This is a genomic window from Sphingobacterium puteale, assembly GCF_050986225.1.
Classification (GTDB): domain Bacteria; phylum Bacteroidota; class Bacteroidia; order Sphingobacteriales; family Sphingobacteriaceae; genus Sphingobacterium; species Sphingobacterium puteale.
On the sequence record NZ_CP158959.1, the window covers coordinates 3,600,774 to 3,615,851 of the forward strand.

The window sequence follows — 15,078 nt, forward strand, 5'->3', positions numbered from 1 at the left end:
ATTGGTTCTTTAGGAGACGACATACCGCCGAAATCCCAAATGGGCATGCGATATTCTTAGCGTCGCCCATTTCAGTAAGTCTGGTTTATAATCGGGACAACTGTCAGTCTATTACCACATAAGTATCCCAAACCTCGTGTGGCAAGTGTTCCTTATTTTTCCAAAAATCGCCTACATAATCTTTTATCCGGGGGCCTATACTCCCGATTTTTACAATTTCATTATCTTTCATATTTGCATACATGGCCAGTTTTGTCTGCCCCTGCAGCTCCACCAATTGTCCATTTTTTGGGTAAGAAAGGTTGACGTGTAGTAGATTGACCGAAATAGTCTTACTGATCTTGGGGAAATAATGTCGTAGGTCATGTTTCTTGAGATATTCCATAATTCCATTAGCCTGTACTTCCGATCCATCAGTCAATATGACAAAAGCCTGGCCTTTGGCATGAGAGCGGATAAATACGATCGCGTGTAGCTTAAAGTACCCACGTTCATTGCGTTGTGCGGCCGCCGTTATCGAGCGTTTAAGATAAAATAAGAAATAAGCCAATTCCAGTGGTGCATTAGCTGTATCGACAATCACAAATCGCTCACTGTCTGCCGAAGGCGACCGCATATTTTGTTCGAGCCGCATGAATATATTGGCCAGCTCTGTTTTCACAAAATCTTTGGTGTCACGTGCATAGAAATCGATGACCGTATTGATCCCATGCATCCAGTGTAATTGTGGATCTGCCTGATCAGCGTGTAGCACAAGTGCCTTAGTACTATCTGACTTTCTCCTGCGCTTGTCTGCAAGCCGTTCAAACCAAAAGGCATATACAATAGACATAAAGATAAAAAACATATAATGCCTCGATAGATGTAAGGAAAACACCTTCTTGTGGTCAAATTCAAAATAAAGGCCAATTGTAAAGGCAATGAAAATGGTTAGACCAAAAGATAAAGGACCAAAGAAATAGAGAATTTTCCACCAGCTCCGTTTCCATGTATATTGTGCGTCTCGACCACGGTAACGGCCATTCTTTTCGATCTTGTAGAAAAGTATGGCTAAAAAGGCCATTAAGGCGACTGTGAGGAAATAGCGTATTCCAAATTTTTCATCAAAGATGGATCCATTTATCCAAAAGTATTCCTTGATCGAAATCCTATTGTACAGGAAAGGAAAAATGATTATAAAAACATAAATGAGCCAATTAAGGCATAGATGCGTAATGAACAGCGTAATTTTCTCTTTCAACAACTTCATAAATGTTACTTTTCGTCAAATTCTAATCGGTTAAGCAAGTTAAATCTAATTAATTTGTAATTATTCTCCCCAATTTCTATATTATTTTTACAATTTTCTTAATTATTAAGTCGGTGTTATTTTTTAATGACAATCAATAAATCTACGCCAACGTTTCTGTTTTTTTACCTTAGCCCAAAAACGGCGTTCTAAACGCACTAATCCCGCCCCTTAAGCTTTTTAAGGTGGAATCGCAGTGTTTAAGCGTAATTAATTAGTCAAATTTGAGTTATCAAAACGAAAAATAATTATGATTAAACAACCTTTTACACAAACTGGCGTCGATAACGCACAGACGGAATTTATGACGTTAACAGCCTTAGAGCAATCCACTGTGCTCAGTCTGATCAGAATAGATTTTGATGCCTGGATGAATCAATGGTTTGCCTTGACCATGAGACAGCAACAGCAGATTGAGACGATGGATCCAGATTTTAAGCAGAAAATTGCAATCGCAATAGCCAACAACTATCAAGCGGGCTACATCGTCAATTTTACGAAAGAAGCCCCAGGAGAAGATATTCCTGACCGCAAGGAAACCCAAGTATTTGGTCTTGAAGACTGGCAGGACCTGAATGATAGCGCTAATGGAAAAACTTTACGGATACCGCTTATGATTAGGATCAGTTACGGTACATAGTTACAGGTATGGAGCAGTTCCGATAGCCCTGCTCCTTCCTTTACCTTCCAAAATCGCCAATATTTACCTAAACCACCTTATTATGAAAGAGAATACACATTTTAAACTAAGTCAGCGCTTCCAAAAAGTCGATGACATACCCCGGGATTTTATTCCACATTTAGAGCTTGCGGCTGCACCTCCAATAGCCTATCGCAATAACGTCGGCCATATACTTCACCAGCAGTTTGACGGTCTTGTGGGCTTTATCAACTGTTTGGATTTTGACCTTAAGGCTACGGAGCGGATCCCTATAGAGATCAAAGGAAACGACATACATATGCTCTATCTCCCAGAGGGCGAACAAGGTATTGTCCTTTCGGACAAAAAAACGCATATCGATCAAGCCATTGCACCGCAACGGGGGCGATTTTTTTATCTACCCGAGGGAGAATATGAGCTATGCGTACCATCCGGCCGGCACTTCGTATTTAATTTTTACTTTCGGGGATCAATATTCCGGGATGGCAATGAGAAGCCATTTCCTTATTTATATGAATTGATTGCCGACTTTCGTAATGGATCCGATCGGAGTAGCAGCAGTATAGACTTTAAAGTTGGCAATCGCACGTGCTTACTGATCAAAACCATTTTAAGCAATCTTAAAATAGGCGACCTCGACAGTGAAGTCAATATCCTCTGGGGTATCAAAAAACTGATCAAGCTTTCGAAGGAAAAGATCTTTGAGGAATACGACAAAATTTCTGAATCGCATTTAAAATCCAAAGAGGCCTATGCATCCATTAAACAGGCTGTAGCTGAGTACGGGCAGGACTTCAAACTGAGTGACATTGCTATGCGACTCAATATCAGTAAGGACTATCTGCATCTTCTTATCCACAGCTATTATGGCCAAAGTCCCCATGAATTGAAAATAAATTTTATGCTTGATCTCGCCAAGAAGTATATTGTAGATGGTATGCATACCGATGCTGTCGCTTATGAACTGGGCTACTCGGCTCCCAGTAGTTTTACTCGTTTTTTTAAAAAACGGACAGGAATATCACCTACTGAATTTTTTAGACGTAATAACCAATAATTATTTATAAATCTTTATTATTAAATTAGTAATTGTAATCTACAATCATGAAAGAATTAATTCAAAGAGTTCTGGGATTTGCTAAAGCTCTCAGAAAATTTTTTGAAACGGAACCACTTGACGAGAAAACGATTATTTCGAGAAAAGTCTGTGTTAAATATAACGCTCGGAAATATGGTCCCTTGAATATTTTTATCAAAACAGCGGCATCCTATTTTCCTGAAAATTATCAGCTTGATGAAGATCTACTCAAGGCAGCAAATGCTATCGATGACATTTATCATCCACTGCATATGCTTTATTACCTTTTGTCTAATGCGAAAAAGGTAGATTCACCACGGCAGCCATTACCAATTAAAAAGAGCTATAGCTATATGATATGGCAGATCTTTAATCTATCAAAAGTGAATATTGTGGCCACCCTCCCCAAACACCCACGTTTAATAGAAATTCGTGAAGAAACGTTGGAATTGTCCGCGGCTAAAGCCGAGATACTGATCTTGACCAGTGGAGGTGATTATTTTGAAGTGAATCATCTTCTTTCTAAGATTGACCTGACAAATAAGTATGTAATTATCTGTTCCTCTTTTGACGAAGCCAAGATACGTGATCATGTTCTTTATCGTGTAGATCGTAAAATTTCTCCAACTTTTGGAAGCGAAAGGGAATGTCTTTTATTCATGGATGAGATTATCCGGGAAGCAACCACAATTCCTCTGAAAGCTTAGCCCTATCATCCCCTTACCTAGGGGATTTTTTATTGCTACACCCTATCATTATTTCAAACCTGTATATACCCGACTCCAGATTCGGTCAAGTCCGACTGCGTTTTACTCGCGAACTTTGGTATAAGTTAACGACGAAAAAGTTAGCGGAATAAAAACGAAGAAATAATAAAAGCCAGATAGTAAATAATAAAACGCGGGCTTAAAATAATAAAACAGCTGATTGAAATAGTAAACGGCCCTTAGAAACAGATTTAAAAATTACTGTAATACGGCATAAGCATTAGCTAAATAATAACACAAAACACAACAGCGGAATTCTGATGCCAGGTTGTCAGAAGGAAGGGCGAGTCTGCCAAAAGATAAGTATGAAGCTAGCTTCCCTACCGACGGCAACGCACAGAAAAATCGGTCAGAACAGATAGCAAAAGATAACGAATAAATCAATTTTAAAAATTAAGGTTATGAACCTAATTCACAACATCAAAAAAAATATCGTAGCTGTACTAGGTATGGCGATGATAATCGGATTGTCAGCTTGGTCGCTCACATCCGAAGGTACGGAAAAAAGCAAACCTGAAGTCAAACAGGCTAGTATGTATTGGTACCCTGTCAATCCGGCAACAAACCAAACGTCGAGTGCAGCAGCTTTTCATGATACCAAAGATAATGTCGTCAACGCTCAGGACTGTAAAGACGATCCAAACGAACCAATCTGTTTGTACGGATCGACCAATCCCAGTCTTCCAGTAGGGACGAATATCGGTACACCAACAGATGCAAACAGGATCTTAGAAAGCCATTAAAGATCTACAATAACAACAGGAAGGAAAAACACCTTCCTGTTGTTGTAACTTTTAATAATTATTCTTTTAATATCAGAACATCGATTTCCACCATCTCTTCTGTCAAAGCTAATCCAGCAGGTTCCAATACTGATTGCATATCAGCAATACTAATATTGTCCAATACGTTACCCTTTATTTTAAAATCAATATAATCTTTGATTCCTGTTAAGTCAAGGAAGGGTGTCTTAAACTTATATTCCGAGATTGTCTTAAAATAATCCGAAAGTGAAGCAAATGGCTGATTGACAAGTTTCCGCCATTCCGATAATGTTGCCGAACGAGTTTCCGTCATCATAAAAGAGTTTTCTGATTTCCCTCCCCTAGTCTTTAACTGAAACTGTCGTTCATTCCTTCTCAAGACCAAATGCGGAACTAACCTTTTCTCAACAGAAACTTTGAGTCCAAAATAACGTTCCAGATCTTCACGCATCAACTGCTTTGGATCCCTTATATCTGAATGGGGCATACGAGATACATAGGTATAAATATTCTTGTCTACCCATTTGGCATCATTAATATTCGTTAAGTTTTCGGGCTTGAAATATTTGCTTTGAGCACTTACTTCCAATATTAGTCGCCCAGGAAGAAATACGTCCACTGTGGGATAGTAATTTTCATATGCTCGCTGGTATAAAAAGGAGATTGTACCCGTTTCCGAAAACTCCTTACCATGCATATTTTTAATGACAATCCGAGCGCCGCTCGAAATCGTATTATTAAAGATATAGGATGAGAATATCGGCAGACTGTCCCATTTACTTTCAAATAAGGTAGGGATATAGTTTTTCTTTACTTCTCTCTCAAAGCCGGACAGATCATTGCGAAGCAATTTCTCAAAAGTACCTTTATCTTTATTAAGACGATCTACTGTCTTTACTACCTTACCCTCTTTATCCAAAATTACATAAAAAGGCATTCCTTGATGCGGGAAATAGCGATTCAGCAATGTATCGTTTGTAATGTAGGGGATTTTGGCTGTGGTAATATGCTTTCTCTGTTTAAAAAACCGGTCTACCGAATCCACATCCAATCCTTTGTTGACCGCTAAAAACTGGATATCGTCTTGAAATGCATCTTGTATTTCCTGTACAAATATAAAGCCTTCCAGACAGGGCGCACAGCGTGTTCCCCAAAAATCGAGAATAACATATTTTCCGCGGTAGTCTCTCAGATCGACCTGATCACTGCTGTGGTTCCAGACCTCTTTGAATATCGTCGTTGGCAGGTGATCACCGATTTTTAGTTCCTGCCCCTTGCCCAAAAGGACGAATAAGTTTAGTATTGTTAAAAGCGCTAATTTGATTTTCATAATTTTAATTTTTAATACCCCGGATTCTGTTTAAGACTAGTATTTGTATTCAGTTGATTTACCGGAATAGGGAACAAAGCTGCATCCTTTTTCCAGTTTGGCTTTATCGGAGACAAAGTCACATCCAGTAGCTTGTTTCTTTTGAGATCCAACCAGCGGTGTCCCCACTCAGCAAATAACTCCCGTTCCCTTTCATCCGAAAGTTCGAGATGAAGTGCTTCAACATTGATGGATGCAGCGAGGGGGGCAATGCCGGCACGTTCCCGAATTTTATTGATATAACCGATTGCCCTCCCCGCATCACCCAATTGCAAGCAGGCTTCAGCTGCGATCAGGTACTGCTCAGGCATGCGCAATACAACATTGTACTCCGTAACTGGAGCTGTCGTACTTCTGTTTTTATACTTATTGGGGTAATAATAGCTTACACCGGCTATTATGTTAGCCCCCAACCAATCCCTCAGTCTACAGTCCTCTGCGTCAAATAAGCTTAAGATTCGCTCTGAGAGCGTAAAAGTGGGCGCCGCTGTTGGTCTAGCCGGGACAAAGTTTATTCCTTCTGAGGAGTTGGCAGACTCGTTTTTACTGGCTATCTCCCAAATTGTTTCTGGTGCGCCAATAGCAAATGCCTGCTTGAGATCGTGCTGTAACAAAGGATATCTTTTGGCATTTATCAATTGCTCCGATCGTTGTAGCGCCTTGTCCCAATTACCCATCGTCAAGTATACGCGTGCCATAAAAGCTGCCAGTACATCCTTATTCGGCCTTGCCTTTCCGGCACTGGGATAATCAGTTCCGATTACACTAAACGCATCCTCGAGGTCATCGAGCAGTCTCCTTAGAATATCTTTCTGATCACTTGCAGGCAGATACTGATTTTCCTCGTAGTCAGTGTTCAGCACAAGGGGTATATCGCCAAATAGCTGAGTCAAATAGAAATAAATAAATGACCTTAGGAACAGTAGTTCCCCCCTAGCCTGATTTTTAAAGCTTTCTGCCAGCATGGTCGATTTAGAAATACCTTCCAACATCGAATTGATCCGATAGATCAGATGATACGGTTCATTCCAAAACACCGAGTTTACAGCGCTATTGTCCGCAGTTAGTGCATTGGCATAGAAAAGCTGATAATTTACGTTGGCCAAACTATAGGTCAACTCATCTGTATACAGTCCAAGATATATGCTCATCGCTCCATTGGCAAACGATAGATTGCTATTACGCATCTGTACATAAATTCCATTCAATGCTGTCAAGGCATTTGCCTCGTTGCTGTAGACGGCTTCATTTTCGATCATATTGGGCGATTTATCTACCTCCAAAAATTTTTGACAGCCGCAGAGCAGCAACATCATCAATACAGCTATTTTCTTCATGATTACGTTGGTTTTATAAGTTAATATTTAGTCCCATTGTGATGGTACGGAGTGGTGGTAAAGCCATCAGATTTTGCGTTTCGGGATCACTACCTTTATATCCGGTCCATGTGTAGACATTTTCCGCTTGCATAAAAAGTTTCAGATTGGTCAGTCTTAAGCACTTCAATATAGGTTGCGGAAATTGGTAGTATATCGCCACATTTCTCAGCCTGATGAACGAAGCATCCGAATAGATCGCATCCGACTGGCGCATATTGAAGGCAGCCGTAAGCGCATCAGTATCCCCCGCAGTATATCTTTGTATTGGAGCGATATCACCGGGCTTCTGCCACCTGTCTAGTGCAATCCTTGGCTGGTTGACCAAGCCATAGCCGGGTACCACAGCCCCCAAGCTGCCCAGGTAATTTATCCCTTTCTGCTTTCTAAAATCAACTCCCAGATAGATCGAAAAATTGCCATAATTAAAAGTATTATACCATCCCCCCATAAATTTAGGGTCTAGATCAGTGACCATGATCTTGTCTTCCTGATTGAGGAGTAGGTCGCCATTGATATCCGCGATCTCGTAAAGCCCCGTCTCGCTATTTACCCCAAGATATCGGTAAGTTCGTCTGATATTTAAAGGATCGCCGATGATGTAGCTGTTTTTATAGGACGAGGACGATAATCCTGGAAAATCAACCAGCTTATTGCGATTCAATGAGAAATTCACACTTGTCTTCCATGAAAAATTCTTGTTGGCTACCAATTGACCATCCATTGTCGCTTCGAGTCCACGGTTCAGTACAACAGCATCCAGGTTTCTTAAGATAGATGCAAATCCCGTCTGATTAGGAAGTGTATAATTGATCAGCTGGTTATCCGATTGATTGCGATAGTATCCAATGGAAAGAAAAAAACGGTCTTTAGCAAACCCCATATCAGCTCCTATTTCCAGCTTTCGATTCCGTTCCCATGCATAATTCCGGTTGAAAAGAGACACGGGCCTGATCGTTGGCACCCCTTGGTAGGTCCCGTTTGACTGCGGTTGCCAAATCTCGAGATACTTATAATCCCCGATTTGATCATTTCCAGTGACACCATAGCTCGCCCTCAACTTAGAAAAAGAGAGAATAGACTTATCCACCTTAAAAAATGGCTCTTCGGAGAGTAGCCAAGCCAGGCCTACCGCTCCGAAATTAGAGAACCTTGCTTCCGGGGCGAATCGGGAAGAGCCATCCCTCCTGCCGCTGATATTGACAATATACCTGTTCCGATAATTGAATGTGCCCCGGCCATAAACACCCATATACCGATAATGGGATTTATCGGTATTGCCATATTGATAGCCCGCTGCTGCCAGACTCTCCAGTAGGATGTCCGACTGATAATCCATGCCGTATATCCGAGTAGATTCCGTATATAAATCTTGTAGAGTACCCCCAAGAAGCAGCGCCACCTTCCAGTCGCTCCAGTTGAAGTTTTTAGACAGCTGGGGCTCTACAATCCAGCTGCTCGATTTCTTATGGCCAAACTGACTGCTTGCCAGCATTCCTGAATAGGGATTAATGGATCTGGAGGGAAACAGCGCTTTTTCATCCCCATTGATCAGGCTGTATCCACCATTTACTTTGAGTATGATTTCCTCGGGCAATATATAATTCATCTGAAGGCTGCTGTTTAAATGCTGAAATGTGGCACTATAACCTTCTTCCTTAAATTTCAGCGGATTTAAATCCGGATAGCCAATTGAATAATAGTCGACACCTTCTTCCTCCCAATTGAGACCGCTGTCATTGTAGATTTTTAAGGTCGGTATCGTATTCACAAACGCAGACAAATCCGTTGCATTCAGATCACTATTTGAAGCAGTAAAGGCAGAAATTGCCGAGAGCGTAAATTTTTGATCTTTAGACCTGATTTCACCGCTCGTAAATAGGCCATACCGGGCAGCATTGAGATCTTTTGACATTAAGTTGCCTTCATTTCTATAGCTTCCTCTGAACAGGATATTGCTCAATTCAGACCGCTGTCCATAAGATAATTGGGCATCTAATACGCTAGCCGTATTTCCGATCAGCAATTTTTCAAAATCCGTATGGCGAAGCGTATCCCAAAGCATCAGATCGGGTGCGTTTTGCGCCGTAGGATCCATATTATCCTGCCGAAACGCTTCGCGCCTCATCTGCAGATACTCTTCCGTACCCATCATTTTCATCGAACGGTTTGGTCGCTGCAGTCCTTTATAGAGATTGAAGTCTAAGGTCTGGCCTCTATTTTTAGCCTTTTTGGTGGTAATGAGGATAACCCCATTAGCACCCCTGCTTCCATATATTGCAGTCGCATCAGCATCCTTTAGTACCTCAATAGATTCGATATCACTGGGATTGATCAGATTGAGCGGGCTCATTCCTTTACCAGCTTCGGTACTTCCCGAAGATGAGCCCAGCTGATTCAGATCATTATTTCCAGCCGAGAACGGTATGCCATCTACAATAAACAGGGGATCTGAACCTTGGCTAAATGAACTCTGCCCCCGCAGCTGTACCTTAAATCCCGCTCCGCTTCCGCCATTATTTTGCGTAATAAGCAGACCGGGCACCTTACCCCGCAGTGCTTCTAAAGGGTTAGCTATGGGCTGATTTGCAATTTGGCTGGCCGACACCTTGGTTACAGCACCTGTCGAAAGCCTTCGGGTCGTGGTTCCATAACCGATTACGACCGTTTCATCCAGTCTATTATCCATAGGTATCAATTGTATTTCGATTGATACCCCTGCCGTATAATTCAATGACTGTGTGTTATATCCCAAATGGGAGAATACTATTTTACCTTTCTTCGCTTTCACTTCGATGGTAAAGGAGCCATCACTTTTGGTGGATGCCCGCCCCTTTTCATCGGCTATGCTGACGGATGCCGCTGCTATTGGTTTGCCATCCGAAGCGGATACCACTGTACCAGACACTGTTAAAAGCCCATCGGCCCCGCTGTCCTTGCGGGGCGTCTGAGCCGATAAACTAAACATAGAAACTAGTACGAACAAGATTACAAGTAGTGTAATCTGTATAACTGGAATATTCACTACCTTATCCAATAAGGCAGTGGATAGATTAGATCTTTTTATCATCTGCTTATGGATTAGGTATTATTCAGCAATTCTATTAAAGAAACTGTGGATCCTTTGTTTGGCTTCCAGGTCGGCCATAATGACGTCGGCAGTTTGCGCAAAGGCAAATGGCACCGCATCGATACCGATCTTACGAAAGTGCACCAGAAAATAAGCCATCAGCACACGGCACACTTTCATCAAGAAATCATTCATCTGCTTCACATCGGCAGCATCTTCCTGAGCTGCACACTTTCTATAGTTCTCGAAGAGTGCCCATAGGCTTTCCTGGCAGTCGTTAATGGTATGTTGGGACCAGAACTCCCGAATGGTATTTAATGGATCGTATCCATTATCGTATATTTCATAACATGCTAGCTTAAAAGGTAGCAAATTGTTTGATTTTTGGTTCATTTTTGAGGTATTAAAACGATCAGCATCGCAAAAAATAGAGCAATACTTCTCCTATCCCGCGCGCGCGTGCTCGCTCAGGTCCATAAAATAGTTTGAAAAAATGTTCCGAGTTAGTTGTCTAATAATTGGTTACACAGCAGATGATATAGATACACTGACAATCTTCGGATTTGGTCATAAAGACTCTTACTCCTAAAAAATTAAGGGGGGATTGAAATGTTTGGATGTTTGTTTTTAATAATCATAACTCGCTATTGGTTAACGAGTCCTGCCTGCATGAAGTAGCTTTGATAGATAAAGGGCTACATGCTGTGGCCACAAATTAAGTTTCTGACGCCTAACGTAACACAGACTAACAGTAGCCCCATATCTATCTTATTAAGCAAATATAATAAAAGCTTTTATATAAGAATAGACATGGGTATTCATAACTACTGCCTTGCGTTACGGCGTCAGAAAATGTAGCCGCAAGACTCTTTGTTTTAAATACCTAAGGTCTTTCCGAAAGCATCTGCTTTCTTCCTATACAAAGATAAGAAACAAATCACAAAAAAAGAATTAAATGTCACTTTTTGTAATTCGATACTGCTCCATATTTGACCTATGACCAGTATAAATAGAAAAGTAATTACTGAAAATATCCTGAAGCTAATTGACAGTAATGGTATTGAAGATAGTGATTTTGCAAATCTTATTGAGAAATCAACTAGAACCCTCTCTAGAATAAGAAAGGGGCAATCTTTATTTAATATAGATGCGATTAATGTTGCAAGTTCATTTTTTGACAAATCATTAATCGAGCTGAATAATCAAGACATTGTAATCGAAACGGACTCTCGTAATAAGTTAAAACACATTCATAAGAATAATGTTGCATATTCTATACTTTTAGAGAAACGGCCAAGCATCACCTATGCAATAATTTATTACCTATTGAATAACAAAGAGTTTTGTTCAAAAGGTATGATAGTGGATAAAATCAAGAAGTTTTTTGAATCTTTAGGATGGAATTATTCTAGTTCATATATATCTAGCTCTATGACAAGAAATAGTAAATACATAGCTATCGCAGGCACTGAGATAGTTGACGGCAATGAGGTAAATGTTTATAAATCTAAATAATTTTAGCCTTTTTGAAAGATTTCATTACCGCATAACGATGGATCATGCTTTCTTGAAGTAAACTATATGAAAAAGAAAAAGGTTTCTAGCATTATCCAATTGAGAGATAAGTTAAATGATAATCATGTATTTGCAAATGAGCAGTTTGCTAAAATGGGATTTTTACGTATAAAAGTTACTGATTACATTAGCAACGATTTTCCGGGTTTTGTAAGAGCTGAATTTAGCGATATCGAAGGAAAACTACATACCATCGAAGAAAAAGTTCCGGTTCTTTCTGAACAAGATTGGGATGAAAATACAGCCTATCCTTTTTGGACGCTTGTTCCCGGACATATATTGGAACGTCGTGTTGAGATCTCAATTACTAAAACAGGAAAAGAAATAAAAACAAAGATTGTCAAAATATCTCTTGAAAAACCATGGGGTATTTATGATACCAATGATGAAACTATTTTTGAAGTCTTTGATGGGGATATTGTGGGCTGAGACAGAAAAATTATGGAAAGCAAAGTGAAAATTATATGGTTAATCAGTTGGATTGGTCGTTTGATTATGGATAAAATGCAGGAGATCTATAAGGGTTTTCATATGCAGATGCTTACTGCTGATGGAGAAGCTATCGACTTTTATAAAAAGAACGGCTTTGAAAGAGCAGGACAAACGGAGCCGATGTGGATCTATTCCGGTGGTGATCATTAAAATTGAGGGAAAAACAAAGTTCGAGCAAAAGTATTCAGTAATAATGGAATGATACAAATATCACATAGTAATTCCCTTTTAGATTCTAATTCACACATGACGGGGAATTGGTTTTATTATTTATTTACGAGCAAACTAACTGAATATAAATACGATACTACTTAGACTATAAAGTATGAGATGGCAATACGTTTTTAAACATTGGGGCTGCACATTATTACTTGGCGTCATACTTTTTATTCTGACAGCAGGATTAGGTGCTGAAGAAGCAATGGTGATTACACTTATGCTGCCAGCAGTAAGTCTTGTCTTCTCTATACCCACCCTAATTATTTATATTGTAGTCTTCCACTGGCTTAAAAAATATAGTATAATGGACACAAAATGGGTAAAACTAATTTTGGTTACTACCACGATTCTGGGAATTGGTATCACAATCTGTCTGTTTGATACCGCTGGAGTTATGCGACCAATAATGTGTTATTCAATCGCTGCAATTGTTTCCAGTTAAATTTTTAAGTTAGAAAAGGATGATTTGGAGGTTCAATAACTACTAAATTCTATAGTTTTTTTCTTAAAAATCACACATCTGTTTGTATGTGCATTAAAAAAATGGAATCCTTTGATTTTTTAAAATATAGCATAATTTCTTATTTCGATTGAAAAATAAAATTCCGGTGTACATCTATAGAAATTTAAAGGTAAAGGAAGAAAACAGGATCAGTGATCCAAACGGTTCGCTCCTTTCATTTACGGCTGACAATATAGTTCAAATAAAAGCTTTCGAGAATAATCCTGAAAAATTGAAGAATATCATTAGAGATTTAAGATAACTATTAATACAAATTAGCAATGGAAAGGCCTCATAGCAGTATAGCAACCCTTTTCGAAACCCCAACTGGATATGGTGGTTGACAATTAACGAATTTTCAGTTCTTTACGAAATTATATATATTGGATTTAAAATAAAGGCTATATATACTTAATCAATATTTTATGGGCGATATATTTGACGATGAGAGGTTATACCCTTATGATGGGGCGATAAAAAAGCATTTCGAGAATCATTATGACAGCGTTTTCATTGCACTCCTCCCCTTCTTTCAACTTGACAGAAAGGAAACTGATAAAGCTAATCTAAAAAAAGCCAAGTTACTATCGCATGAAGAAGCGCTGAAGGAAATTGATCTGTTAAAAAAACTTCCCCAAGCGAATAGGGAAATCTATAGTTACGACAATGACCGATACCCTGCCGATGAAGAAATTTTTAGGAAGGGTAAAGTAACACCTTGGAAAAATATCGTGAAAGGTTCTGGTCTTGCAGGTTATGCGGAACTTAATACGGCCCTAAGGACTTCTATAGGTGCGCTAAACCGAAAATTTACGAGACCGGACCTCATGGAAAAGCTTAACAATTTTACAGACCACGAAAGTATCTACCACCCGACTGAAGGTGCCTTTGGTATACTTTCAAAGATAGCTATCCGTAAAGCTTTCAAACTCTTGGGAAAGAACCAGATCCTGATAACCGACGAGTTTTATGAACAGACCTCAACTGTAGATCTTGATCGACTAACGGAATATGAATTCTGTGATGAGATCGGCGGTAAAGATTATTACCTATATTCGGCTGATAAAGAGATTCTGTTTACCATTGAATGGGATAGCTTCTTCTTTCTCATCGCAACAGATCATAAAAAAATGGATAAGCTTATCGCTAATGATTTGTTTGAGGGTTTTCTCTGTAATGACAAGACAGAACATTATTGGGAATACACCTTGGAGTAAAATAACTATTATAGTCTGAAACAGGCTCAATATAATATAGTACCACAGTCATTTATGAAAACAGAAACTCAAGAAAAATTTGACATAATCATAAAGGAAAGCTTTATTGAATTCTTAAAACCACTTGGTTTTAAAAAGAAGGCCAACAATTTTTATCTGCCGCTTGAGAAAATCGGTCACATCATAAATATTCAAAAAAGTCAATATAGCACTAAAGACGATATCCGTTTCACTATAAACGTCGGAATATTTTCACCCGAGTATTGGCTAGCGTGCTTTAACTATCATAACAAAGATGTACCGGTATACCCCACAGAACCTGAGTGTTTAATAAGAAAAAGAATTGGTTGGATAAGAGGTCTAGACGATACGTGGTATACTGTAACAACGATGACAGATGTTGAAGAACTAATAGCCGAAATGAAATACAATATTTCAAGCTTTATTTTACCATTCTTTGAAAAATTAAACACAGTACAAAAGCTTATCAACGAACTGGAAGCTTCTGAAACCTTACTGCACACTGCCGCTAAAATGACGTTTTTCGCAGAGCTAAAGCTCCTGGATAAAGCCAGAACCGAATACAGGAAAATATCAAAAGAAAATTATAATCGATATCAAATAGCGAGCCTCAAAGAATATGCTGAAAAGCACGGTTTAATTTAATAAAAAAGATTTTTTAATTGACATTTTATACAGC

At 39.3% G+C, this 15,078-nt stretch carries 15 protein-coding genes; 10 read left to right on the top strand and 5 right to left on the bottom strand.

Translation table 11 applies throughout. From position 1 onward, the window contains the following. Positions 1-103: 103 nt before the first annotated feature. The gene (locus ABTV71_RS15380; protein ID WP_433900146.1) at positions 104-1,249 is read right to left on the bottom strand and encodes a hypothetical protein; all 1,146 of its coding nucleotides are present in this window, start codon (positions 1,247-1,249) and stop codon (positions 104-106) included. Between the two features lie 289 nt (positions 1,250-1,538). Here ABTV71_RS15380 and ABTV71_RS15385 point away from each other — a divergent pair, with 289 nt between their 5' ends. The 4 genes from ABTV71_RS15385 to ABTV71_RS15400 all read left to right on the top strand — a co-directional run bounded on the left by ABTV71_RS15385 (position 1,539) and on the right by ABTV71_RS15400 (position 4,537). After that, the gene (locus ABTV71_RS15385; protein ID WP_433900147.1) at positions 1,539-1,928 is read left to right on the top strand and encodes a hypothetical protein; all 390 of its coding nucleotides are present in this window, start codon (positions 1,539-1,541) and stop codon (positions 1,926-1,928) included. Between the two features lie 82 nt (positions 1,929-2,010). Continuing rightward, entirely contained in the window at positions 2,011-3,006 is a 996-nt protein-coding gene (locus tag ABTV71_RS15390; protein WP_433900148.1) for a helix-turn-helix domain-containing protein, read from the top strand. A 47-nt stretch (positions 3,007-3,053) separates the two neighbouring features. Beyond that, positions 3,054-3,734 (top strand): hypothetical protein, encoded by a 681-nt coding sequence (locus ABTV71_RS15395; RefSeq protein WP_433900149.1) that lies wholly within the window; start codon positions 3,054-3,056, stop codon positions 3,732-3,734. Between the two features lie 461 nt (positions 3,735-4,195). Beyond that, on the top strand, positions 4,196-4,537 hold the full coding sequence (locus ABTV71_RS15400; RefSeq protein WP_433900150.1) for a hypothetical protein: 342 nt from the start codon (positions 4,196-4,198) through the stop codon (positions 4,535-4,537). A gap of 58 nt (positions 4,538-4,595) precedes the next feature. Here the strand turns inward: ABTV71_RS15400 and ABTV71_RS15405 are convergent, their stop codons facing one another. The 4 genes from ABTV71_RS15405 to ABTV71_RS15420 are packed head-to-tail and all read right to left on the bottom strand — an operon-like array spanning position 4,596 to position 10,766. Beyond that, complete coding sequence (locus tag ABTV71_RS15405) at positions 4,596-5,888, bottom strand: TlpA family protein disulfide reductase (protein ID WP_433900151.1); 1,293 nt, start codon at positions 5,886-5,888, stop codon at positions 4,596-4,598. Positions 5,889-5,899: 11 nt separating this feature from the next. Then, the gene (locus ABTV71_RS15410) at positions 5,900-7,264 is read right to left on the bottom strand and encodes a RagB/SusD family nutrient uptake outer membrane protein (protein ID WP_433900152.1); all 1,365 of its coding nucleotides are present in this window, start codon (positions 7,262-7,264) and stop codon (positions 5,900-5,902) included. Positions 7,265-7,277: 13 nt separating this feature from the next. Then, the gene (locus ABTV71_RS15415) at positions 7,278-10,373 is read right to left on the bottom strand and encodes a SusC/RagA family TonB-linked outer membrane protein (RefSeq protein WP_433900153.1); all 3,096 of its coding nucleotides are present in this window, start codon (positions 10,371-10,373) and stop codon (positions 7,278-7,280) included. An 18-nt stretch (positions 10,374-10,391) separates the two neighbouring features. Next, a complete protein-coding gene (locus ABTV71_RS15420) occupies positions 10,392-10,766 on the bottom strand; it encodes a hypothetical protein (protein ID WP_433900154.1) in 375 nt (124 codons plus the stop codon). 603 nt (positions 10,767-11,369) lie between these two features. On the opposite strand from ABTV71_RS15420, the gene ABTV71_RS15425 reads away from it, so the two are divergent. The 6 genes from ABTV71_RS15425 (at position 11,370) to ABTV71_RS15450 (ending at position 15,044) form a co-directional block, all read left to right on the top strand. Continuing rightward, positions 11,370-11,888: a hypothetical protein gene (locus tag ABTV71_RS15425; protein WP_433900155.1), complete on the top strand. Its 519-nt coding sequence runs from the start codon at positions 11,370-11,372 to the stop codon at positions 11,886-11,888. A 66-nt stretch (positions 11,889-11,954) separates the two neighbouring features. Beyond that, positions 11,955-12,377: a hypothetical protein gene (locus ABTV71_RS15430; RefSeq protein ID WP_433900156.1), complete on the top strand. Its 423-nt coding sequence runs from the start codon at positions 11,955-11,957 to the stop codon at positions 12,375-12,377. 12 nt (positions 12,378-12,389) lie between these two features. Continuing rightward, positions 12,390-12,590 carry a GNAT family N-acetyltransferase gene (locus tag ABTV71_RS15435; RefSeq protein WP_433900157.1) on the top strand — a complete coding sequence of 67 codons (201 nt, stop codon included), beginning with the start codon at positions 12,390-12,392 and terminating at the stop codon, positions 12,588-12,590. A gap of 175 nt (positions 12,591-12,765) precedes the next feature. Then, complete coding sequence (locus tag ABTV71_RS15440) at positions 12,766-13,101, top strand: hypothetical protein (protein ID WP_433900158.1); 336 nt, start codon at positions 12,766-12,768, stop codon at positions 13,099-13,101. A 485-nt stretch (positions 13,102-13,586) separates the two neighbouring features. Next, positions 13,587-14,378 (top strand): DUF2711 family protein, encoded by a 792-nt coding sequence (locus ABTV71_RS15445; RefSeq protein WP_433900159.1) that lies wholly within the window; start codon positions 13,587-13,589, stop codon positions 14,376-14,378. Between the two features lie 54 nt (positions 14,379-14,432). Then, on the top strand, positions 14,433-15,044 hold the full coding sequence (locus ABTV71_RS15450) for a DUF4304 domain-containing protein (protein ID WP_433900160.1): 612 nt from the start codon (positions 14,433-14,435) through the stop codon (positions 15,042-15,044). Positions 15,045-15,078 lie beyond the last annotated feature (34 nt).

Excerpts from the sequence above, each read along its gene's own strand:
- ABTV71_RS15410 (WP_433900152.1), bottom strand. The coding sequence starts at position 7,264 with ATGAAGAAAATAGCTGTATTGATGATGTTGCTGCTCTGCGGCTGTCAA.
- ABTV71_RS15395 (WP_433900149.1), top strand. The coding sequence starts at position 3,054 with ATGAAAGAATTAATTCAAAGAGTTCTGGGATTTGCTAAAGCTCTCAGA.
- ABTV71_RS15380 (WP_433900146.1), bottom strand. The coding sequence starts at position 1,249 with ATGAAGTTGTTGAAAGAGAAAATTACGCTGTTCATTACGCATCTATGC.
- ABTV71_RS15420 (WP_433900154.1), bottom strand. The coding sequence starts at position 10,766 with ATGAACCAAAAATCAAACAATTTGCTACCTTTTAAGCTAGCATGTTAT.
- ABTV71_RS15440 (WP_433900158.1), top strand. The coding sequence starts at position 12,766 with ATGAGATGGCAATACGTTTTTAAACATTGGGGCTGCACATTATTACTT.
- ABTV71_RS15400 (WP_433900150.1), top strand. The coding sequence starts at position 4,196 with ATGAACCTAATTCACAACATCAAAAAAAATATCGTAGCTGTACTAGGT.
- ABTV71_RS15415 (WP_433900153.1), bottom strand. The coding sequence starts at position 10,373 with ATGATAAAAAGATCTAATCTATCCACTGCCTTATTGGATAAGGTAGTG.
- ABTV71_RS15450 (WP_433900160.1), top strand. The coding sequence starts at position 14,433 with ATGAAAACAGAAACTCAAGAAAAATTTGACATAATCATAAAGGAAAGC.
- ABTV71_RS15435 (WP_433900157.1), top strand. The coding sequence starts at position 12,390 with ATGGAAAGCAAAGTGAAAATTATATGGTTAATCAGTTGGATTGGTCGT.
- ABTV71_RS15430 (WP_433900156.1), top strand. The coding sequence starts at position 11,955 with ATGAAAAAGAAAAAGGTTTCTAGCATTATCCAATTGAGAGATAAGTTA.
- ABTV71_RS15405 (WP_433900151.1), bottom strand. The coding sequence starts at position 5,888 with ATGAAAATCAAATTAGCGCTTTTAACAATACTAAACTTATTCGTCCTT.
- ABTV71_RS15390 (WP_433900148.1), top strand. The coding sequence starts at position 2,011 with ATGAAAGAGAATACACATTTTAAACTAAGTCAGCGCTTCCAAAAAGTC.
- ABTV71_RS15425 (WP_433900155.1), top strand. The coding sequence starts at position 11,370 with ATGACCAGTATAAATAGAAAAGTAATTACTGAAAATATCCTGAAGCTA.
- ABTV71_RS15385 (WP_433900147.1), top strand. The coding sequence starts at position 1,539 with ATGATTAAACAACCTTTTACACAAACTGGCGTCGATAACGCACAGACG.
- ABTV71_RS15445 (WP_433900159.1), top strand. The coding sequence starts at position 13,587 with ATGGGCGATATATTTGACGATGAGAGGTTATACCCTTATGATGGGGCG.